Genomic DNA, 19,996 nt, shown 5'->3' on the forward strand with positions numbered 1-19,996 from the left:
TAACATTACCCCTCTATATTCGTCGGCAGCGGTCAAATTGGTAAAAGGACCACGCCCCCAGGCCGACATAGCCCGCCCCAATCATCGTGATCCGCATCGATGCCTCCGTCGGGACCGCCGGTTCGTCACGCCTTTGCTGCAGTGCGGTCTGTAGCCCGGTTCGCGGCCGGCGCAAACTGCCATGGCGGCGGAGCGGAGGCGATCAGAGCCGGTAATGCGCCGCGGCGCGGGACAAGTTGGGGTTGTAATAGGGGTCGGTCCGCAGCACCGGCTCCCAGCGCTCACGCATCACCCGCGATTCGGCCTCGAAGCGCGCCCGCTTCTCCGGCGTGTCCTCCGCGCCCCGGCTCTTCGATTCGTGGTGGACGAGGCGAGCATGCGGCGTCCAGACGATGCGGTAGCCCGCCGCGCGGACCCGCAGGCAGAGATCGACGTCGTTGAAGGCGACGGCCAGATCGGCCGCGTCGAACCCGCCGACCTGCGCGAACACCTCCGCCCGCATCGCGAGGCAGGCGCCGGTCACCGCCGAGACCTCCTGCGACAGCACCATGCGCGCGAAATAGCCGGGCGCGCCGCCGGGCAGGCCGAGATGGCTGTGGCCGGCGATCCCGCCGATCCCGAGCACGATCCCCCCATGCTGGATCGTGCCGTCGGGATAGAGGAGCTTCGCGCCGACGGCACCGATCTCCGGCTCGCTGGCGATGGAGGCGAGTTCGGTGAGCCAGCCGGGCTCCAGCACCTCGATGTCGTTGTTGAGGAACAGGAGGATCGCCCCCCGCGCGGCGGCCGCGCCCCGGTTGGACAGGTCCGAGAAATTGAACGGCCCCGGCGCCGGCAGGATCCGCAGGCGCGGTTCTCCGGCGTAGCGGGTGAACAGATCCTGCGTCGCCGGCTCCGTGCTGCCGTTATCGACGACGATCACCTCCAGGGCCGGATAGTGGGTGCGGGCGAACAATCCGTCCAAAACGACCGCCAGCAATTCCGCCCGGTCGCGGGTCGGGATGACGACAGAGACGAGGGGCGCCGGCTCCGGCAGGGGCCGCACCAGCCGGTTGAAGCCCTCCGGCCCGCGCTCCGCCCGCGCGCCGCGCCGCTCCGCGACCTCGGCGAGCGCCCGCAGCCGGGCCTCCTCGGCCCGGGCCAGCGCCCGGTCGGAGAAGGTGCCGGAGCCGGCCGCCGCCCGCCAATGGTAGAGCACCTTCGGGATGTGGCGCACGCGGGTTTCGTCGAGACCTTCGGTCAGCCGCAGCAGCAGGTCGTGGTCCTGGCTGCCCTCGAAGCCGGGGCGCAGGCCGCCGAGCCGGCGCAGGGTCCGCGTGCGGACCACGCAGAGATGGTTCACGTAGTTCTGGGCCCAGAGCAGCTCGCGGTCGTAGCCCGACTTGAAATGCGGCTCGAAGCGGCGGCCGCGCGCGTCGACCTTGTCCTCGTCGCTGTAGATCAGCTCCAGGTCCGGGTCGGCGCGCAGGGCTCGCGCCACTTCGTACAGGGCGTTCTCCGAGAGAAGGTCGTCATGGTCGAGAAAGGCCGCGAAGGTGCCCCCCGCCAGGGACAGGGCGTCGTTGGTGGCCCGGGCGATATGCCCGTTTTCCGGCCGGCGCAGGGTGCGGATGCGGGGCTCCTGCGCCGCGTGCCGGGCGATCAGCTTCGGGATCCGCGGATCGGTCGAGGCGTCGTCGGCGATGCAGAGCTCCCAGGCCGGGTAGAGCTGGCCGCGCACCGAGCGGATCGCCGCCTCCAGCACCCTCGGATCGGGATTGTGGACCGGCATCAGCACGGAGATCGTCGGAGCCTCTGCCCAGCCGGCGATCTCGGCCCGGATGCGCGCGCGCTCGGCCTTGGACAGGCGGTCGAAGCGGGCGATCCAGGCGGCGTAGCCGGTCTCGGACCGGTGGGCGAGCGCCCGCGCGATCAGCCCGCGGGCGCGCACCTTCAGGCCGAGGAGGCGCCAGCCGACCGCCTGCACGGTCAGGCCGGGCTGGCGACAGCCCGCCCGCGCCACGATCCCGATCCGCCCACGGCGGCGGATCACGAGATCCCGCAGGACGAAGGGATCGGTCCGCGACAGCGCCGTCAGGCGCAGGGCCACGACGTCCGGCGGCAGCCGGCCGGTCCAGGCGAAGGCGTCCTCGCCCAGGGGCTCCTCGGCCAGGGCCACGCTCTCGCCGTTCTCCGACAGGGCGCTCAGCAGGGCGCGGGCGATGCCGCCGCTGCCGGGATCGCGCCAGGTCAGGCCGACCCAGGCGCCGCCGAGCCCGGCGCCCGACAGGTCGATGCGCAGGTCGCTGCCATCCGCCCCCGTCACCGGGAGCGCCCGTTCGGGCCGGGCCTTCAGCCGCGCGCCCGGTCCGGCCCGCTCCGCCATCGCGCCTCAGGCCTCCCAGCTCTTCGACACGGAGGCGCGGACGGCATCGCTCAGCACCGTGTCGTAGACGACCATGTCGCGGGCGAATTTCATGCTGCGCAGCAATTCGGCCAGGGCCAGAGTCTCGTTGGGGATCGGCAGGGGCAGGGGCAGCGGAGCCTCGACCCCGAGATGGTGGAAGGCCGAGGCCATGAAGGCCTCGAAGTAGTCGCGGTGGCCGACGACATCGATGCGCGACAGAACCTCGACGGCGATGATCGAGCTGCCCGGCATCAGCCGGTCCTCGGGCACATGGGTGCTGAGCTGGCGCGTCAGGGGGTTGTAGAGCAGGTGATAGGCCGGCTCCGGCATCATCCGGAACAGCTTCTTCAGGCTCTTCACGTCGGTGAAGTCGTAATCGAGCGTGAAGGCCGCGGCCTCGACGAGGTTGCCCAGGCGCCAATGCTGCTCGGGATTGGCGGCGATGCTCGCCCGCTCCCGCAGCCAGAACAGGCGGCTCGCCAACTCCACGAAGGGATCGTGGACGAGCAGCATGGTGAGCGCGCCGCTCTGGACGAAATGCCCCTCGTAGCGCGGGAAGATGATCGACCCAGCCATCAGGCAGGAATCGAGCGTCACGGTGTCGAACATCGCCCGCAGGATCTCGTCCGGAAACCGGCCGATCCCGAAATACGATTGCCGAAAATAGGGAAACAGGGCGGTCTGGATCACCGTCTCCGGGCGGATATGCCCGTTGAGCAGGATGGCCTTCTTGTCGGTGAGGCCGTCTCGCGGCACCCGCCGGTAGATCATCACGTTGGTGTCGACGTCGTAGATCTCGAGCCGTTCGATCCCGGCGAGCCCCGGCACGTCGGAGTCGCGGATCTCGAAATGGCACTGTCCGGTGGAGTGCCAGCCCAGATGGATGAAGGTCGGGTCGGTGTGGATGGCCGAGACCTCCGCCACCCGCCGCCCCTCGATGGCGACGGAGACCCGGCTGATCGCCAGCGGGTTGTCCGGAACCACCCAGCCCCTGATCACGTCGCCCTCGTCGGACGAAAGTAGAAACCGCATCCTCGCTCGCCGCCCTCGGCCTGCCCGATCCGGCTCCCGGCGGGCGCCCCTGCCGCGCTGCGGACGGGGCCGCCCCCGCGACCGCGGGGCACTCTTAGCCGATTTTTTGCATCCGCGCGCAACGGGCCGGGTCGGCGGGGGCGTCGCCGAAATTTTCGCAGCCGGCATCAGATTTCGGGAAAGCCTCGCTTGCGGAGCCCGCCAGCTCCGGCTATAGCCGCGCCATCGCAGGACGACGGGCCAGCCCGGAACGCCTGCCGGGGCGCGTAGCTCAGCGGGAGAGCACTACCTTGACATGGTAGGGGTCACAGGTTCGATCCCTGTCGCGCCCACCATCCCATCACACGGGATGGATCGAAAAGACCGAGGCTCCGGAAACGGGGCCTTTTTCTTTGCCTACGGGTTGTCGTGTCGTTCTCCCAGGCTCCGTAGCCTCATTGAGGGCCGGGCCGGAGCCCTGATCAGCGGGCGATCCTTCCAGCGGCCCGACTCTTCACACCGGCTCGTTCGGCCGCGCCGTCCGCCGAAGCCAATCGAACAATTGCTGTGCCTGCCATGCTTTTGTGGGGCTTTGCGAAAGCTGGGCCGGCTTGGTTATGCATGTTTCGCATAGCTGGAATTTGGTATCTGGCATACCAGATCGGCGTGGGCGCTGGCATATGAGGCTCATCACAGCACGCACAACACGGGGCCGCCTCCCATGATCGCTCTCGCCCTCCTCGCCATCGCCTCCGCCAACATCGCCCTCGTCGTCTACCTGGCCGATACCCTGACCCCCGAGACGTCCTCGACCCACGGCGCCCGCGAGGCGGCCGAGGCGCGCTACGCCTACGGCGCCAAGTTCGCCGCGTAACCAGTCCACCGCCGAAACGCCTGGGCCGACAACGAAAAAGCCCCGCCGGATCCGGCGGGGCTTCTCGTCGCCGCGAAGCAGAGGCTTCGCGGCTTGGGGCGTCGGATCAGGCGTGGGCCAGAGCCGCGTTCGGCACCGCCGCGTTGTTGGCGAGGTGGTGCTGCTTCAGCATCGGCCGCAGCACGGCGATGGCGAGGGTGGCGGCGACCAGATCGAGCGCCGCGACCGTGTAGAGAACCGTCGCCCAGGTGCCGGTGGCCTGCATGATCAGGTTGCCCACCGGGACGAACACAGGGCCGCCAGACCCTTGGCGCAGTAGAGCACGCCGTAGATCTTGCCGATATGCTTCGAGCCGAAGGTGTCGGCGGCGGTGGCGCTGAACAGCGAGTAGACTTCACCCCAGGCCAGGAACACGACGCCCGAGAGGATGACGAAGGCCCAGGGGTTCGAGCCGAAGTAGCCGAGCGCCACGATGCCGATGCCCTCCATCGCGAAGGCGATGAACATCGTCTTCTCGCGGCCGATCCGGTCCGAGACCCAGCCGAAGAGCGGGCGCGAGATGCCGTTCATGACGCGGTCGAGCATCAGGGCGAAGGGCAGGGCCGCCATGGTGAAGAAGTACAGGTTCACCTGGAAGTGCTTCACGCCGAGATCCTGGGCGATCACGCCGAGCTGAGCCACCGCCATCAGGCCGCCGGTGACCGTGCAGGTGAACATCACCAGCATCACCCAGAAGACCGGCGTCGAGAGCGCCTCGCCGAGGGTGTAGTCGCGGCGGGTCTGCAGCACCTTGTCGGAATACTTCACCTCACCCTTGCCCGGGCCGCGCATGAACAGGGCGGCGAGGATGATGACCGATCCCTGGATCAGGCCGAAGGTGAAGAAGGCCTGGGCGTAGCTGCCGGCATCGATCATCTTGGCGATCGGGATGATCGTCAGCGCCGAGCCCGCGCCGTAGCCGCCGGCGGTCAGGCCGACCGCGAGGCCGCGCTTGTCCGGGAACCACTTGAGGGCGTTGTTGATGCAGGTGGCGTAGACGCAGCCGACGCCGATGCCGCCGAGGACGGAGCCGAGATAGAAGCCCCAGATCGTCGTTGCATAGGAATTCGTCACCCAGGCCGCCCCCGTCATCAGGCCGCCGAACATGACGACACGGCTCGGGCCGTACTTGTCGATGAAGTGGCCTTCGATCGGCGTCAGCCAGGTCTGGACCACGACGAAGATGGTGAAGGCGACCTGGATCGCGGCGCGATCCCAGCCGAAGGTCTTCTGGATTTCAGGGACGAACAGGGTCCAGGCGTACTGGATGTTGGCCGCAGCCACCATGCAAACGACGCCGAGGACGATTTGTAGCCATCGATTCGATGACGGTACGGGCCGATCTGGGGCGATAGACGTCGCTGCCATGAATATGCTCCCTCGTTCCTACACCAACTGACCTGCAGTGACTGGCCCGCACCGACCGGAAGACTTGCCTCGATAAACTTGGCTCAGATGAAACTTGGCTCGGCCCGGTGGCCCGCGCGATCCGCCTCGATTCGCGGAGGCCACCAGCGTGAGACGGCGTCAGTGCGGTGCTTGCGTTTCCTTCCCCTGCCCGCTGGATTTCGACAGCACGTTTTCATCCCAGGCAGTGGTATGCATTATTTGGTATGCCAGCCATGCAGGCAAGCGAAATAATGCGCAATCTGGCACGAAAGTGATGGAAGGGGGCCGGATAAAATTCGGAACCCCCGCAAATCGACGGCTGCCCTCAGATTTTCGCCGCCGAAATCGCTTCGCCTCCAGGGTCGAGCCGACCGAGCCTGTTCCCGAAAAGCGGGCTTTGCATCCGTCGCCTCTCCCGGGAGCCGGCGGAGACGCTCGCTCTCCGCAACGGACCTGCCGAATGGGCGTCGTTCTTGCTTCCGGCCGCCCTTGCAGACCTGCGAAACATCGCCTGTGAGCGACCCTTCGCCGGTCCGGCTCCCGAATGCGCCTCGACAGAGCGCGTGATCCTTGCATTCTGTCGGTCGAGGCCGAGGAACCAGTTCACGGAACTTGCCCGATGCCCTACCGCCATACCGTCGGCCCCCGCACGCATGTCTTCGCCGATCTGGCGATGCTGATGGCCAAGGCGACGCCGATTCGCTCCGGTGATTGTCTCGCCGGCATCGCCGCCGAATCCGCCGAAGAGAACATGGCCGCCCGCTGGTGCCTGGCCGAGGTACCCCTGAAGGAGATCCTGGCGCGTCCGCTGATTCCGTATGAGGAGGACGACGTCACCCGTCTGATCCTCGACGATCACGACGAGGCGGCCTTCGCCGAGATTGCCCATCTCACCGTCGGGGATTTTCGCGAGTTCCTGCTCACCGCCTCCTCCGAGACGCTCGCCCGGATCGCCCCCGGCGTGACGCCGGAGATCGCCGCGGCGGTGTCCAAGATCATGCGCAACCAGGATCTGATTCTGGTCGCCCGGAAGGCTCGCGTCGTCACCAAGTTCCGCAACACCATCGGCCTGCCCGGCACCCTGGCGGTGCGGCTCCAGCCCAATCACCCGACCGACGACCTCGCGGGCGTCACCGCCTCGATCCTCGACGGCCTCTCCTATGGCTGCGGCGACGCGGTGATCGGCATCAATCCGGTATCCGATTCGATCCAGACCATGGGCAGCCTGCTGACCCTGTTCGACAGCATCATCGGACGGCTGGAGATCCCGACCCAATCCTGCGTGCTCACCCACGTCACCACCACGCTGGACGCGATGAATCGCGGCCTGCCGGTGGATCTCGTGTTCCAGTCGATCGCCGGCACCGAGCGGGCCAATGCGAGCTTCGGCGTCACGCTGCCGATCCTTCAGGAGGCACACGAGGCGGCGCTCGCCCTCAAGCGCGGCACCCTCGGCGACAACGTGATGTATTTCGAGACCGGCCAGGGCTCCGCCCTCTCGGCGGACGCGCATCACGGCATCGACCAGCAGACCCTCGAAGCCCGCGCCTACGCCGTGGCGCGGCGCTACCGGCCGCTCCTGGTCAACACCGTCGTCGGCTTCATCGGGCCGGAATACCTCTACGATGGCAAGGAGATCATCCGCGCCGGGCTGGAGGACCATTTCTGCGGCAAGCTGATGGGCGTGCCGCTCGGCGTCGATGTCTGCTACACCAACCATGCCGAGGCCGATCAGGACGACATGGATACGCTCCTGACCCTGCTGGGGGCGGCCGGCTGCACCTATGTGATGGGCATTCCCGGTGCCGACGACGTGATGCTGAACTATCAGTCCACCTCGTTTCACGACCAGCTCTACATCCGCGAGGTCCTGGGGCTCAGGCGGGCGCCCGAATTCGAGGAATGGCTCGCCCGCATCGGCCTCACCGACGCCGACGGCACGCTCCTGCCCGGCGGGGCCGAGGCCCGCCTGCTCACCGCCGTGCCGGACCTCGCCGCATGAGCGCCCCGTCCGACGACCTCTGGCAGCGCCTCGCCCGCCTCACTCCCGCCCGGATCGGCCTCGGCCGCGCCGGGGCGGGCCTGCCGACCCGCGAGGTGCTGAAATTCGGCCTCGCCCATGCCCAGGCGCGCGACGCCGTCCACACGCCGATGGAGGCCGCCGAGATCGCCGCCGCCATCGCGGCCCTGGGCTACGCCACCGTCACGGTGACGTCGGGGGCGGAGGATCGGGCGACCTATCTGCGCCGCCCCGATTACGGGCGCCGCCTCTCGCCCGCGAGCCTGAAGGCGCTGTCCGAGGCGGCGGGCGAGCCCGTCGACCTCGCCCTGGTGGTGGCCGATGGGCTCTCCGCGCGGGCGGTTCACGAGGGGGCCGCCGCGATGCTGGCCGCCTTCAAACCCTACGCCGACAAGGCCGGCTGGCGCCTCGCCCCTGTGGTGATCGCGAGCCAGGCTCGCGTCGCCCTGGGCGATGCCGCCGGGGCCGCTTTGAAGGCCCGGGCGGTGGTGGTGCTGATCGGTGAGCGCCCCGGCCTGTCCTCCCCCGACAGTCTCGGCCTCTACGTCACCTTCGATCCGAAGCCGGGGCGCTCCGATGCGGAACGAAACTGCATCTCGAATGTCCGCCCGGCCGGGCTGAGCTTCGACCTCGCGGCCTTCAAATTGAATTGGCTGCTCACCCAAGCCTTCTCGCGCGGCTTGACCGGCGTCGCTCTCAAGGACGAGAGCGACCGGTTGATCGAGTCCGCCAAGCCCGATGCTGCAATCGGCGCCCCGTGAAGGCGCAAGCCGGCTCACAAGACTGTCGTCGGCGACGCGGAACCTTCGGATCCGGGCGCCGATCCAGTCCAGTCCGCAGAACAAAAACGCCCTCGCGCGGGACCGCGCGCGGGTGAGATTGCGTTGATCCGGCAAAGTCCCTCGGAAGCCCTCGTAAGCTGAGCTGTTGCGGCCTCGACACACCGCGAAAGCAACCTGACTTTGCCTTGAGCTGTGCCTTCGAGCGCCGCAATCCGACCATAAACCGAGACGACTTCCAGGGTCGCGGTAAATGCTGTCGCTCCAACGCCTTACCGCAGAGTTTCGAGGACGTCGAAGGACGTTTTTCGCGGGAGGCCGTGACAGGCCCGAGCGGGCCTCGAGGGCGTAACGGGACCGGGGCCGAGATCAGCGATGGACGCGCGTCAGACCGACAAGTCGAAGCTGCCGAGCCGGCACGTGACGGAAGGGCCCGAGCGCGCGCCCCACCGCTCGTACCTCTACGCCATGGGCCTGACCACCGAGCAGATCCACCAGCCGCTGGTGGGCGTCGCCTCCTGCTGGAACGAGGCCGCGCCCTGCAACATCTCGCTGATGCGCCAGGCCCAGGCCGTGAAGAAGGGCGTCGCCGCCGCCCACGGCACCCCGCGCGAGTTCTGCACCATCACCGTCACCGACGGCATCGCCATGGGGCACAGCGGCATGCGCGCCTCGCTGCCGTCCCGCGAGGTCATCGCCGATTCGGTGGAGCTCACCATCCGCGGCCATTCCTACGACGCCCTCGTGGGGCTGGCCGGCTGCGACAAGTCCCTGCCCGGCATGATGATGGCCATGGTGCGCCTCAACGTGCCGTCGATCTTCATCTATGGCGGCTCGATCCTGCCCGGCTCGTTCCGGGGCCGGCCGGTAACCGTGCAGGATCTGTTCGAGGCGGTCGGCAAGGTCGCCGTCGGCGACATGAGCCTCGACGACCTCGACGAGCTGGAGCGGGTCGCCTGCCCCTCGGCCGGCGCCTGCGGCGCGCAGTTCACCGCCAACACCATGGCCACGGTCTCCGAGGCGATCGGCCTCGCGCTGCCCTATTCGGCCGGCGCGCCCGCCCCTTACGAGATCCGCGACCAATTCTGCGCCGCCGCCGGCGAGAAGGTGATGGAGCTGATCGCCAAGAACATCCGCCCGCGCGACATCGTCACCCGCAAGGCTCTGGAGAACGCCGCCGCGACGGTGGCGGCCTCCGGCGGCTCGACCAATGCGGCGCTGCACCTGCCGGCGATCGCCCATGAATGCGGCATCGAGTTCACCCTGTTCGATGTCGCCGAGATCTTCCGCAAGACCCCCTACATCGCCGATCTCAAGCCCGGCGGGCGCTACGTCGCCAAGGACATGTTCGAGGTCGGCGGCATCCCGCTGCTGATGAAGACGCTGCTCGACCACGGTTACCTGCACGGCGATTGCCTGACGGTGACCGGCCGGACGATCGCGGAAAACCTCGCCAAGGTCGCCTGGAACCCGGATCAGGACGTGGTGCGGCCGGCGGACCAGCCGATCACCGTCACCGGCGGCGTGGTCGGCCTCAAGGGCAACCTCGCCCCCGAGGGCGCCATCGTGAAGGTCGCCGGCATGCCTGCCGAAAAACAGGTGTTCACCGGCCCGGCCCGCGTCTTCGACGGTGAGGAGGCCTGCTTCGAAGCGGTGCAGAACCGCACCTACAAACCCGGCGACGTTCTGGTCATCCGCTACGAGGGCCCGAAGGGGGGCCCCGGCATGCGCGAGATGCTCTCGACCACGGCCGCCCTCTACGGCCAGGGCATGGGTGACAAGGTCGCCCTCATCACCGACGGGCGCTTCTCCGGCGCGACCCGCGGCTTCTGCGTCGGCCATGTCGGCCCCGAGGCCGCCATCGGCGGTCCCATCGGCCTCCTCCGCGACGGCGACATCATCACCCTCGATGCGATCAAGGGGACGCTCGACGTCGCGCTCTCCGACGCGGAGCTGGCCCAGCGCCGGACGGAATGGACGCCGCGGGGCAACGCCGCGACCTCCGGCTATCTCTGGAAATATGCGCAGACCGTGGGGCCTGCGGTGAACGGCGCCGTCACCCATCCGGGCGGCGCCAAGGAGACGCAGACCTATGCCGATATCTAGGACTGTCCCCCTCCGGCCCGCGTGGCCGGCCGGGGCCGATCCGGGTCGGCTCCGTACAGGGCTCCTCGCCGGCTTCCTCGGCTTCGCGCTGATGATCGCCGCCGTCGATCCCGGCACCGCCCTCGATGCGGCCGCGCGCACGCCCGTGCCCGAGAAGGGCTATCGCTCGGGCCGCGACGCCCTGCGCTCGGGCGTGCGCGACTACAACGCCGGCGACAAGCAGGGCGCCGTGCGGGCGCTGGAATACGCCGCCGACCAGGGCCAGACCCTGGCGCTGTGGAAGCTCGGCCGCATGTATGCGGACGGCGACGGCGTGCCCCACGACGACCTGAAGGCGTTCGAATATTTCTCGCGCATCGCCGACGACAACACCGACGATTCGCCGGACACGCCGAATTCGGGCGTGGTGGCGAGCGCCTTCAACGCGCTCGGCACCTATTTCCTGGAGGGGATCAAGGGCACCTATGTGCGCCCGAACCCCGAGCGTGCCTACGACATGTTCAACTACGCGGCGTCGTATTTCGGCGACCCCAACGCGCAGTACAATCTCGCCCGGCTCTATCTCGACGGCACCGGTGTCGAGCAGGATCCGCGCAAGGCCGCGCGCTGGTTCAACCTCGCCGCCGAGAAGGGCCACCGCCCGGCCCAGGCGCTGCTCGGCGACATGCTGGTCAACGGCACCGGCGTCCAGCGCCAGACGGTCAAGGGCCTGACCTGGCTCGCCATCGCCCGCACCAGCGCCCAGGGGGCGGCGGACACCTGGATCGTCGATCTCTACGACAAGGCCTGGGCCTCGGCGAGCGAGACCGACCGGGCCGACGCGATGGCGCAGGCGCAGTCGCTGTCGACGGGTTCGACCCGCCGGCGGCGCTAGCCTTCAGAACCCTCCCCCAACAGATCTCAAATCTGCCCAAGGCCAGCAACGGCTTGCCCAAATTGGGCAAGCGCGACTGGGGCGTAGGAAGGGCTGACAGCCGCTCACCCGTCGCTCAGCTCCACCGTCACCGGCACGTGGTCGGACGGCTTCTCCAACCCGCGCAGGTGCCGCTGCACCGAGGCCGAGACGAGGCGGTCGGCGGCCTGGGGTGAGAGCAGCAGGTGATCGATGCGGATGCCTTGGTTTCGCGGCCAGCAGCCGGCCTGATAGTCCCAGAAGGTATAGAGCCCGGCGCTCGGATCGCAGGCGCGCAGGCCATCGGTGAAGCCCTCTGCCAGGAGGGCGCGGAAGGCGCGGCGGGTCTCGGGCAGAAACAGGGCGTCCTGGGTCCAGGCCGATGGGTCGGCGGCATCCTCGGGTTCGGGGATCACGTTGAAGTCACCCGCGAGCACGAGGGGCTTCTCGTCGGCCATCAGCGTCCGGGCATGGGTTCGGAGGCGGGCCATGAAGGCGAGCTTGTAGCTGTATTTCGGGCCCGGCGCCGGGTTGCCGTTCGGCAGGTAGATCGAGGCGATCCGCACCGGCGCCACGCCCTCGCCCTGCACCAGCGCCTCGATGTAGCGCGCCTGCCCGTCCTCGGCATCGCCGGGCAGGCCGCGCAGCAATTCCGTGTACTGAAGCGGCGTCCGCACCAGCAGGGCGACGCCGTTATAGGCCTTCTGCCCCAGCGTCTCGACGGCGTAGCCCGCCGCCTCGATCTCGGCGCGGGGGAAGGACTCGTCCTGGCATTTCAGCTCCTGCAGGCAGACCACGTCGGGTTTGGCCTCGTCGAGGAAGCCCAGCAGGTGGCCGACCCGCTGCTTGATCGAGTTGACGTTCCAAGTGGTGATCCGCATGGGGGCGTGGGGCTCGGCCGGAAGGGGCCTTCGTCATCGGGCCTTCGCACGGCCCTGGCAAGGCGGGTGCGAGGAGAGATCATCCATGGACGCGTCCTGGTTCGAACCGGTGCGGGCCTATTGCGAACGCACCGATGCCGGCTTCTGGGCCGAGCCGGTCAATGCGCTGACGAACGCCGCCTTCCTGCTGGCCGCCGGGCTCGCGGTCCGGCGTGCCCGTGGCGACGGCCCGGTGCTGGCGCTGGCCGCCGTGGTGTTCGTGGTCGGGCTCGGCTCGTTCCTGTTCCACACCCTCGCCAACCGCTGGTCGATGCTCGCCGACGTGATCCCGATCGCGGTGTTCATCTACGGCTACTTCGCCCTCGCCATGATCCGCTTCTTCGGCCTCAGGCCCCTGGTGGCGACCGCCGTCACGCTGGCCTTCGCCGCCTTCAGTCTCGGGCTGACACCGGGCCTCGATACCTTGACCGGCCGCTCGGTCGCGGGGCTCACCAACGGCTCGATCGACTATGTGCCGGCCATCCTCGCCCTCTTCGGCGTCGGCCTCGCCCTGCTGCCGCGGGCCCCCGGCACCGCCCGCTCGGTGCTGGTCACCGCCGGGATCTTTCTCGTGTCGCTGACCTTCCGCACGGTCGATGTCGCCAGCTGCGGGAGCCTGCCGCTCGGCACGCATTTCCTCTGGCACGTGCTGAACGCCGCTGTGCTCTACCGCCTGCTCGTCGCGGCGGCCGAGTTCAAAGCCTGACTCCCTGCGGGCTCGGGCTTCCAAAGGGATCATCCCTTTGGCGGGATATCGGGGCAGAGCCCCGATATCCCGTCACCAGGGCTCTGCCCCGGACCCGATGACAAGGACTCGTCCTTTCGAAACCTGACTGTCAGCCGCCGATGCCCCGTGCCTTCAGGCTCTCGCCGATCTCGTCGAGGGCCGCCGGATCCTCGATGGTGGGCGGCATCGCGAAATCCTGGCCGTCGGCGATGCGCTTCATCGTGCCGCGCAGGATCTTGCCCGAGCGCGTCTTCGGCAGGCGGCCCACGGTGAGCGCCAGCTTGAAGGCGGCGACGGGGCCGATCTCGTCGCGGACCCGGGCGACCAGCTCGCGCTCGACCGTCTCCGCATCCTTGGCGACACCGGATTTCAGCACCACGAAGCCGCAGGGCGCCTCGCCCTTGAGCGCGTCGCGGATGCCGATCACCGCGCATTCGGCGACGTCCGGGTGGGCGGCGAGCACCGCCTCCATGCCCCCGGTGGAGAGGCGATGGCCCGCGACGTTGATGATGTCGTCGGTGCGGCCCAGCACCGTGACGTAGCCGTCCTCATCCACCACGCCGGCATCCGAAGTGTCGTAGAAGCCGGGGAAGGTCGTGAGATAGCTCTCGCGGAAACGCGCCTCCGAGCCCCAGAGGGTCGGCAGGCAGCCGGGGGGCAGGGGAAGCTTCAGGGCGATGGTGCCCATCGTGCCGGGAGGCACCGGCTTGCCGGCCTCGTCGAGGACGTGGAGGTCGTAGCCCGGCATCGGCTTGGCGGTGGAGCCGTATTTCACCGGCAGCCGCTCGATGCCGAGGGGGTTGCCGGCGATGGCCCAGCCGGTCTCGGTCTGCCACCAATGGTCGATCACCGGGCGGTCGAGGACCCGCTCGGCCCAGGCCACCGAATCCGGGTCGGCCCGCTCGCCGGCCAGGAACAGGGCGCGGAACCGCGAGAGGTCGTAGCCGCCGATCTTTTCGCCCCGCGGGTCTTCCTTCTTGATGGCCCGCAGGGCGGTCGGGGCGGTGAAGAGCGTCGCGGCGCCGTGCTCGGCGGCGACGCGCCAGAGGGCGCCGGCATCGGGCGTGCCCACCGGCTTGCCCTCGTAGAGCACCGTGGTGCAGCCGTGCAGCAGCGGTGCGTAGACGATGTAGGAATGGCCGACGACCCAGCCGATGTCGGAGGCGCAGAAATACACCTCACCGGGCTTCACGTCGTAGAGGTTGGCCATCGACCATGTGAGGGCGACGCAATAGCCGCCGCTGTCGCGCACCACGCCCTTGGGCCGCCCGGTCGTGCCGGAGGTATAGAGGATGTAGAGCGGGTCGGTCGCCGCCACCGGGACGGGCTCGGCCCGGCGCCCCGCTTTGCGGGTCCGCTCCACGGTTTCCGCCCAATCCCGGTCACGGCCCTCGACGAGGCTCGCTTCGGCCTGCGGCCGCTGCAGGATCAGGCAGGCCTCCGGCTTGTGGCTCGAGCGGGCGATGGCCGCGTCGAGCAGCGGCTTGTAGGCGACGATGCGGGTGGGTTCGATGCCGCAGGAGGCGGCGAGGATCACCTTGGGCGCCGCATCCTCGATGCGGGCGGCGAGTTCGTTGGCGGCAAAGCCCCCGAACACCACCGAATGGATCGCGCCGATCCGCGCGCAGGCCAGCATCCCGAACAGGGCCTCCGGCACCATCGGCATGTAGATCACCACCCGGTCGCCCCGGCCGACGCCGAGATCGGCCAGGAGGCCGGCCAGCACCGCCACCTCGTCGCGCAGGGCGCGGTAGGTGATGGTGCGCTTCGTCCCCGTGACGGGCGAATCATGGATGATCGCGGCCTGGTCGGCGCGGGCGCCGTCGGCGTGCCGGTCGACGGCGTTGCGGCAGACGTTCAGCCGCGCATCGGGAAACCAGCGGCCATAGGCGCCCTGATCCGGGTCGAAGGCGCGGGTCGGGGCCGCATCCCAGTCGAGGGCCTGCGCCGCCGCCAGCCAGAAGCCGTCCCTGTCGGCGAGGGAGGCGGCATGGATGGCGGCGTAGCCGCCTGGGGAAAGGGCTTGGGCGGACATTCGGGCGCTTCCTCGCTCGGCCGGTTGCCCCGGCCTGTTCACGGAGACGATAGCGTGATTTCCCAGCCCGTGCGCGCGGACCGTCCGCCCTGGAGGAAACAAAACCGCCGCGCTGGTGTCCCAGGCGGCGGCAACGCATCGGTACGATCGGGAGAAGAGGGAAAGCCGGCGGCCTCTCCCGAGACGGCGCCGGCCGGGAACGCCGCTAGTGGAGGGTCTCCTCGCGCAGGCGCTCGATCTCGTCCTTGAGGTGCAGTTTCTTACGCTTGAGTTCGGCGATGCGGAGGTCGTCACTGGATGGGGACTGCATCGCGTCGTGAAGCTCGCGCTCCAGGGCGTCGTGCTTGGCGGCAAGCTGGCTCAAATGCGTCTGCAAGGACATGAGGTGTCGCTCCTGTCATCGTTTCCGACTCGACCAGACTGACACAGGATGAGGCCGCTGTCTAAGCCCTTCGACGGCAAAGTGGATGGTCCGATAACAAGGTGATTTCAAATTTTCTCGCCTCGGGAGCAAGCTTAACTTCGTCCTTCCGACGACGGAACAGGACGGGAGAAACCAGCCGCGCGCCTTGCTCCGGCGATGGGCTTGGCGCATGGTCCCCGCGGTCAGGGCCGGTGATGTGTTTCGAGCGATGATGGCGGACGAGGTTGCCAACGACGCGGCTGATGATCCGGCCGGGGAACTCAGTCGACTCCGGGAGGAGCACCGGGATCTCGACGAGGCCATCGAGGCGCTGAAACTCAGCGTGGCCGTCGATCAGCTCCAGCTCCAGCGGCTCAAGAAGCGCAAGCTGATTCTGCGCGACCGCATCACCCACCTGGAAGACCAGATCACGCCCGACATCATCGCCTGACGACGACACCGGGCAGGTTTTTCACCCACCCGGCGCGCCTGTTCATGTGAGGGGCATCCCGACGAGGTGGGCGCCTGAGCGATCGGCTCCGTCTCTTGAGGTAATGGGGTCCGTTACTTGGCGAGATAGGCCGAGACGCTGGACACGCGGGTGCCGACCATCCGAACCGCCTTGCGCAGGCGTTCGTCCGAGACCTGAAGCTGGTCGGCCCAGTGTTTGCGGCTGCTGCTGTCGTGAATGTCGATATGGGTGGCGGTGCGGGCGCGCGTGATCTGGTCCGCGGAGGACATGGTGTGCTCGCTTGAGGTATGAGGACCGGCCGGGGGACCGTTTCCTGCACAACGCAGCGTTTCCGTTTCGGCTCCCGGCAGGACGACGGGAATCGTCTGGATTTTTGCGCGGAGAGGAAGGACCCCTGTGGCGGCGGGGCGATAGAACCCGGGAGGCGCTTTTTCCGCGATCGCGTCCCCTTTGTGCCCCCCTTTGTATCCCCCTGCGCGGCCACCCGCCTTGCCGGGGCGCGGGCGCCCCTGTTATTCGGCCTGCTTTCCGGGCTCGGGCCCGGCTCCTTTGAATGGGCCAGACGACGATGACGGGATCGCCCCCGGTCGCGATCATCATGGGAAGCCAGTCGGACTGGGCGACCATGCGCCACGCCGCCGAGACGCTGGAGGCGCTCGGCCTCCCCTACGACGCGCGCATCGTCTCGGCCCACCGCACGCCGGACCGGCTCGTCGCCTTCGCCAAGGGCGCGCGGGAGGCGGGCTTCAAGGTGGTGATCGCCGGCGCGGGCGGGGCGGCGCACCTGCCGGGCATGGCCGCCGCCATGACCCCGTTGCCGGTTTTCGGCGTGCCGGTCGAGTCGAAGGCCTTGTCGGGGCAGGACAGCCTGCTCTCCATCGTCCAGATGCCCGCCGGCATCCCGGTGGGTACGCTGGCGATCGGACGAGCCGGGGCCGTCAATGCCGCCCTGCTGGCAGCCGCCGTCCTGGCGCTGACCGACGCGGATCTGGCCGGGCGCCTCGATGCGTGGCGCGCCCGCCAATCCGACTCCGTCGCCGAGCGGCCCGACACTTCCCAAGACTCGCCCAAGGCCTGAAAACGGCACGACACGCTATGGTTTCTTTCCCCTCTTCGCCGCAGATCGGGCCCGGTGCCACCCTCGGCATCGTCGGCGGCGGCCAGCTCGGCCGCATGATCGCCCTGGCGGCGGCCCATTATGGCCTCCGGGTCCATGTCTTCGCCCCCGATGCCGACAGCCCGGCCTTCGATGTGGCGCATGCCCATACCCTGGCGCCCTACGACGACGCGGCCGCGCTCGCCGCCTTCGCCGAGGCCTGCGACGTCGTCACCTACGAATTCGAGAACATCCCCCACGCCACCGCCGCGGTGCTGGCCCAGCACGCGACCCTGCGCCCGAGCGCGACCGCGCTGCTCACCACCCAGGACCGACTGGCGGAGAAGGACTTCGTGAACGGCCTCGGCATCCCGACGGCGCCGTACCGGGCGGTCGATTCGGCAGCGGATCTGGAGGCGGCGCTCGCCGCCCTCGGGCGTCCCGCCGTGCTCAAGACTCGGCGGTTCGGCTATGATGGCAAGGGCCAGCGGATGATCCGCGAGGGCGACGACCCGGCCACGGTGCTCGCCGAGTTCAAGGGCGCCCCCTGCATCCTGGAAGGTTTCGTGCCGTTCGAGCGCGAGATCTCGGTGGTTGCCGCCCGGGGGCCGGACGGGACCTTCGCCGCCTACGATCCCTGCGCCAACGAGCATCGCGACCACATCCTCGCCGTCACTCGCGTTCCGGCCCCCGGCCTGACCCGGACGACCGGCGATGCGGCCGTGGCCATCGCCCGCGCCATCGCCGAGGCGCTCGACTATGTCGGCGTGTTCGCGGTCGAGCTGTTCGAGATCGCGGGACCGGAGGGAGCCGCCCGCCTCGTCGTCAACGAGATCGCACCGCGGGTCCACAATTCCGGCCACTGGACCATCGAGGGAGCGCTCACCTCGCAATTCGCCCAAGCCGTGCGCGCCGTCTGCGGCTGGCCCCTCGGCGACACCGCCCGTACCGGCGGCATGGCGGTGGAGATGGAGAACCTCATCGGCACCCAGGCCGATGCTTGGCCCGCCCTGCTGGCGGAGCCCGGCGCGCATCTTCATCTCTACGGCAAGGCCGAGGCCCGTCCGGGCCGCAAGATGGGTCATGTCACCCGTTTGAAGCCGCTCGATTGACAGCGAAAGCTTGAGCATTCGATCTGTCGCTTCGCTGCAACAGCAAACCGCAGCCGAACCCGGTTCAGGCCCTCCGACGAACCCGTGAAGGGACGGGCCACACCTTCGCCACATCCCACCGTTTCAGCGGAAAGCACGGGGCGTGCGTGGAAGCGCCACGCATCTCCTCCGGTTCGCCGTCTCCCTGACAGGAGGCGTCGGGGACCGGGAGTTTTGTGAGGTGCATTTAAGCGCCCATTCACCGTGATGCGGCAGCGTGCCCGCGACATGAAGGATCCCGGCCCCGTGGGGCGGCTGATGGAGATCCTGGGAAGCGGGCGCGGGAGAAGGTGGGGATGATCGGGATGACGCTGCAGGGACGCAAGGCGAGGCTGATCGGTGCCGTCGCGCTGACGGCCGCGGCGCTGGGTGGCTGCGAGACCTATGGCAGCGCCACCGCGCCGCGCCAGTTCGCGGTGCTGGAGGCCGACGCCACGGGCGCGACCAACGTCAACATCGCCTCCCTCAGCGACGTGATCTCCCGCAATCCCTCGGATGCGGGCGCCTACAACACCCGCGGCGCGGCCTATGCCCGGGCGGGACAGTTCGGCGAGGCGATCAGCGACTTCTCGAAGGCGATCCAGCTCGATCCGGGCTCGGCCTCGGCCTACAACAACCGGGCCTTGGCCTATCGCCAGACCGGCCGCAACGACGCGGCGATGCAGGATTTCTCCAAGGCGATCTCCAGCGATCCGAACTTCTCGGCGGCCTATATCGGCCGGGCGAATCTGGAGCGCGCCCAAGGCGATCTCGACGGGGCGCTCAACGACCTCAACGTCGCGATCCGCCTCGCCCCCGAATCGGCCGAGGCCTATCACGCCCGCGGCCTCGTGCGGCAGAAGCAGGGGCACAACGCGGAGGCTGTGGGCGATTTCGCCGCCGCCATCGACCGCAACCCCTTCGTCGCCGCGCCCTACGCCGCCCGCGGCCAGAGCCTGATCTCCATGGGCCAGTACGACAAGGCGATCGAGGATTTCAACGCGGCGCTCAACGTCAACGCGAAGGACGCCTCGTCCTGGGCCTATCGCGGCCTCGCCTACGAGAAGGCGAACCGCCGCAAGGAAGCGAGCGAGAGCTACCAGCAGGCCGCGCGCCTCGACCCCAACAACGCGGTGGCGAAGCAGGGCGTCGGCCGCATGCAGGGCGGCCTGTTCTAGGGCACCTTCCGCGGAAGCGGTTGCCGGTTCCGCAGGAGAACATGCTCCACTATCAATGCGCTAGGGCCGCATCCGGCTCGGGGCGTGGGGCCGTCTCGCTCCACGTAAGATGCCGCCCGCCCGCATGAAGGCCCGTGCCGGCACGGCACCGGCCGGGCCGCACGCAGCGCATCACCCCTCCACCGCCTCCGGGATCGGCCGCGGCCGGCGGTCGGGGCCGATGGCGACGAAGGTGAACAGCCCCTCCGTCACCTTCATGGTGACCTCGCTCTCCCGCTCCCGCCGCCAGACCTCGACCTGAATCCGCATCGAGGTGTGGCCGATCTTCACGATCCAGGCATAGAAGGTGACCTCGTCGCCGACGATGACCGGCCGATGGAAGGTCATCGCCTCCGCCGAGATGGTGGCGCAGCGCCCCCGTGCCCGGCGCGCGGCGACATTGCCCGCCGCCATGTCCATCTGCGCCATCAGCCAGCCGCCGAAGATGTCGCCCGCCGGATTGGTGTCGGTGGGCATCGCCACCGTGCGGATCACCGGCG

At 68.9% G+C, this 19,996-nt stretch carries 17 protein-coding genes, 1 tRNA gene and 1 pseudogene; 11 read left to right on the forward strand and 8 right to left on the reverse strand.

Annotated elements, in window-relative coordinates; all coding sequences use genetic code 11:
- Nucleotides 1-202: 202 nt before the first annotated feature.
- Together MZTS_RS20295 and MZTS_RS20300 are read right to left on the reverse strand one after the other, a co-directional pair.
- Entirely contained in the window at nt 203-2,365 is a 2,163-nt protein-coding gene (locus tag MZTS_RS20295) for a glycosyltransferase family 2 protein (protein WP_192285198.1), read from the reverse strand.
- Nucleotides 2,366-2,371: 6 nt separating this feature from the next.
- Nucleotides 2,372-3,418 (reverse strand): hypothetical protein, encoded by a 1,047-nt coding sequence (locus MZTS_RS20300; RefSeq protein WP_192285199.1) that lies wholly within the window; start codon nt 3,416-3,418, stop codon nt 2,372-2,374.
- A gap of 260 nt (nt 3,419-3,678) precedes the next feature.
- On the opposite strand from MZTS_RS20300, the gene MZTS_RS20305 reads away from it, so the two are divergent.
- Nucleotides 3,679-3,753: transfer RNA gene (locus MZTS_RS20305), tRNA-Val, on the forward strand.
- Nucleotides 3,754-4,118: 365 nt separating this feature from the next.
- Entirely contained in the window at nt 4,119-4,271 is a 153-nt protein-coding gene (locus MZTS_RS20310; protein ID WP_009866847.1) for a hypothetical protein, read from the forward strand.
- 106 nt (nt 4,272-4,377) lie between these two features.
- On the opposite strand, the pseudogene oxlT reads toward MZTS_RS20310, so the two are convergent.
- A pseudogene (gene oxlT, locus MZTS_RS20315) lies at nt 4,378-5,678 on the reverse strand (oxalate/formate MFS antiporter).
- A 640-nt stretch (nt 5,679-6,318) separates the two neighbouring features.
- Here oxlT and MZTS_RS20320 point away from each other — a divergent pair.
- The 4 genes from MZTS_RS20320 (at nt 6,319) to MZTS_RS20335 (ending at nt 11,478) form a co-directional block, all read left to right on the forward strand.
- Entirely contained in the window at nt 6,319-7,701 is a 1,383-nt protein-coding gene (locus tag MZTS_RS20320; RefSeq protein ID WP_009866782.1) for an ethanolamine ammonia-lyase subunit EutB, read from the forward strand.
- Nucleotides 7,698-8,480, forward strand: coding sequence for an ethanolamine ammonia-lyase subunit EutC (gene eutC / locus MZTS_RS20325; RefSeq protein ID WP_192285200.1), 783 nt, complete (start codon nt 7,698-7,700; stop codon nt 8,478-8,480). Before MZTS_RS20320 ends, eutC begins: the two co-directional genes overlap by 4 nt.
- Nucleotides 8,481-8,873: 393 nt before the next feature.
- Nucleotides 8,874-10,604 carry a dihydroxy-acid dehydratase gene (ilvD, locus tag MZTS_RS20330; RefSeq protein WP_192285201.1) on the forward strand — a complete coding sequence of 577 codons (1,731 nt, stop codon included), beginning with the start codon at nt 8,874-8,876 and terminating at the stop codon, nt 10,602-10,604.
- The gene (locus MZTS_RS20335) at nt 10,591-11,478 is read left to right on the forward strand and encodes a tetratricopeptide repeat protein (protein ID WP_192285202.1); all 888 of its coding nucleotides are present in this window, start codon (nt 10,591-10,593) and stop codon (nt 11,476-11,478) included. Before ilvD ends, MZTS_RS20335 begins: the two co-directional genes overlap by 14 nt.
- Nucleotides 11,479-11,582: 104 nt before the next feature.
- Here the strand turns inward: MZTS_RS20335 and xth are convergent, their stop codons facing one another.
- Nucleotides 11,583-12,377 carry an exodeoxyribonuclease III gene (gene xth / locus MZTS_RS20340; RefSeq protein ID WP_192285203.1) on the reverse strand — a complete coding sequence of 265 codons (795 nt, stop codon included), beginning with the start codon at nt 12,375-12,377 and terminating at the stop codon, nt 11,583-11,585.
- A gap of 85 nt (nt 12,378-12,462) precedes the next feature.
- Between xth and MZTS_RS20345 the strand changes: the two genes are divergently transcribed.
- Nucleotides 12,463-13,122, forward strand: coding sequence for a ceramidase domain-containing protein (locus MZTS_RS20345; RefSeq protein WP_009865703.1), 660 nt, complete (start codon nt 12,463-12,465; stop codon nt 13,120-13,122).
- A gap of 130 nt (nt 13,123-13,252) precedes the next feature.
- Here the strand turns inward: MZTS_RS20345 and MZTS_RS20350 are convergent, their stop codons facing one another.
- Together MZTS_RS20350 and MZTS_RS20355 are read right to left on the reverse strand one after the other, a co-directional pair.
- Nucleotides 13,253-15,178 carry a propionyl-CoA synthetase gene (locus MZTS_RS20350; protein WP_192285204.1) on the reverse strand — a complete coding sequence of 642 codons (1,926 nt, stop codon included), beginning with the start codon at nt 15,176-15,178 and terminating at the stop codon, nt 13,253-13,255.
- A gap of 205 nt (nt 15,179-15,383) precedes the next feature.
- On the reverse strand, nt 15,384-15,560 hold the full coding sequence (locus MZTS_RS20355; RefSeq protein WP_009863757.1) for a YdcH family protein: 177 nt from the start codon (nt 15,558-15,560) through the stop codon (nt 15,384-15,386).
- 250 nt (nt 15,561-15,810) lie between these two features.
- Between MZTS_RS20355 and MZTS_RS20360 the strand changes: the two genes are divergently transcribed.
- On the forward strand, nt 15,811-16,032 hold the full coding sequence (locus MZTS_RS20360) for a YdcH family protein (protein ID WP_009863758.1): 222 nt from the start codon (nt 15,811-15,813) through the stop codon (nt 16,030-16,032).
- A 113-nt stretch (nt 16,033-16,145) separates the two neighbouring features.
- Here MZTS_RS20360 and MZTS_RS20365 read toward each other — a convergent pair whose 3' ends face one another.
- A complete protein-coding gene (locus MZTS_RS20365) occupies nt 16,146-16,322 on the reverse strand; it encodes a DUF3606 domain-containing protein (RefSeq protein ID WP_192285205.1) in 177 nt (58 codons plus the stop codon).
- A gap of 284 nt (nt 16,323-16,606) precedes the next feature.
- Between MZTS_RS20365 and purE the strand changes: the two genes are divergently transcribed.
- The 3 genes from purE to MZTS_RS20380 all read left to right on the forward strand — a co-directional run bounded on the left by purE (nt 16,607) and on the right by MZTS_RS20380 (nt 19,457).
- Complete coding sequence (gene purE, locus MZTS_RS20370) at nt 16,607-17,131, forward strand: 5-(carboxyamino)imidazole ribonucleotide mutase (protein WP_246482207.1); 525 nt, start codon at nt 16,607-16,609, stop codon at nt 17,129-17,131.
- Between the two features lie 17 nt (nt 17,132-17,148).
- On the forward strand, nt 17,149-18,261 hold the full coding sequence (locus tag MZTS_RS20375; RefSeq protein ID WP_192285206.1) for a 5-(carboxyamino)imidazole ribonucleotide synthase: 1,113 nt from the start codon (nt 17,149-17,151) through the stop codon (nt 18,259-18,261).
- Nucleotides 18,262-18,596: 335 nt separating this feature from the next.
- Nucleotides 18,597-19,457: a tetratricopeptide repeat protein gene (locus tag MZTS_RS20380; RefSeq protein WP_192285207.1), complete on the forward strand. Its 861-nt coding sequence runs from the start codon at nt 18,597-18,599 to the stop codon at nt 19,455-19,457.
- A 171-nt stretch (nt 19,458-19,628) separates the two neighbouring features.
- On the opposite strand, the gene MZTS_RS20385 is transcribed toward MZTS_RS20380, so the two are convergent.
- Nucleotides 19,629-19,996: acyl-CoA thioesterase (locus MZTS_RS20385; protein ID WP_192285208.1), on the reverse strand; the 368-nt coding region annotated here is incomplete at its 5' end.

Origin of the sequence: Methylorubrum zatmanii, from assembly GCF_014845115.1 — a bacterium.
GTDB classification, from domain to species: Bacteria; Pseudomonadota; Alphaproteobacteria; order Rhizobiales; family Beijerinckiaceae; genus Methylobacterium; species Methylobacterium zatmanii.

Excerpts from the sequence above, each read along its gene's own strand:
- ilvD (WP_192285201.1), top strand. The coding sequence starts at position 8,874 with ATGGACGCGCGTCAGACCGACAAGTCGAAGCTGCCGAGCCGGCACGTG.
- MZTS_RS20310 (WP_009866847.1), top strand. The coding sequence starts at position 4,119 with ATGATCGCTCTCGCCCTCCTCGCCATCGCCTCCGCCAACATCGCCCTC.
- purE (WP_246482207.1), top strand. The coding sequence starts at position 16,607 with ATGGGCCAGACGACGATGACGGGATCGCCCCCGGTCGCGATCATCATG.
- MZTS_RS20355 (WP_009863757.1), bottom strand. The coding sequence starts at position 15,560 with ATGTCCTTGCAGACGCATTTGAGCCAGCTTGCCGCCAAGCACGACGCC.
- MZTS_RS20335 (WP_192285202.1), top strand. The coding sequence starts at position 10,591 with ATGCCGATATCTAGGACTGTCCCCCTCCGGCCCGCGTGGCCGGCCGGG.
- MZTS_RS20360 (WP_009863758.1), top strand. The coding sequence starts at position 15,811 with ATGATGGCGGACGAGGTTGCCAACGACGCGGCTGATGATCCGGCCGGG.
- MZTS_RS20380 (WP_192285207.1), top strand. The coding sequence starts at position 18,597 with ATGATCGGGATGACGCTGCAGGGACGCAAGGCGAGGCTGATCGGTGCC.
- MZTS_RS20320 (WP_009866782.1), top strand. The coding sequence starts at position 6,319 with ATGCCCTACCGCCATACCGTCGGCCCCCGCACGCATGTCTTCGCCGAT.
- MZTS_RS20350 (WP_192285204.1), bottom strand. The coding sequence starts at position 15,178 with ATGTCCGCCCAAGCCCTTTCCCCAGGCGGCTACGCCGCCATCCATGCC.
- eutC (WP_192285200.1), top strand. The coding sequence starts at position 7,698 with ATGAGCGCCCCGTCCGACGACCTCTGGCAGCGCCTCGCCCGCCTCACT.
- MZTS_RS20365 (WP_192285205.1), bottom strand. The coding sequence starts at position 16,322 with ATGTCCTCCGCGGACCAGATCACGCGCGCCCGCACCGCCACCCATATC.
- MZTS_RS20345 (WP_009865703.1), top strand. The coding sequence starts at position 12,463 with ATGGACGCGTCCTGGTTCGAACCGGTGCGGGCCTATTGCGAACGCACC.
- xth (WP_192285203.1), bottom strand. The coding sequence starts at position 12,377 with ATGCGGATCACCACTTGGAACGTCAACTCGATCAAGCAGCGGGTCGGC.
- MZTS_RS20295 (WP_192285198.1), bottom strand. The coding sequence starts at position 2,365 with ATGGCGGAGCGGGCCGGACCGGGCGCGCGGCTGAAGGCCCGGCCCGAA.
- MZTS_RS20300 (WP_192285199.1), bottom strand. The coding sequence starts at position 3,418 with ATGCGGTTTCTACTTTCGTCCGACGAGGGCGACGTGATCAGGGGCTGG.
- MZTS_RS20375 (WP_192285206.1), top strand. The coding sequence starts at position 17,149 with ATGGTTTCTTTCCCCTCTTCGCCGCAGATCGGGCCCGGTGCCACCCTC.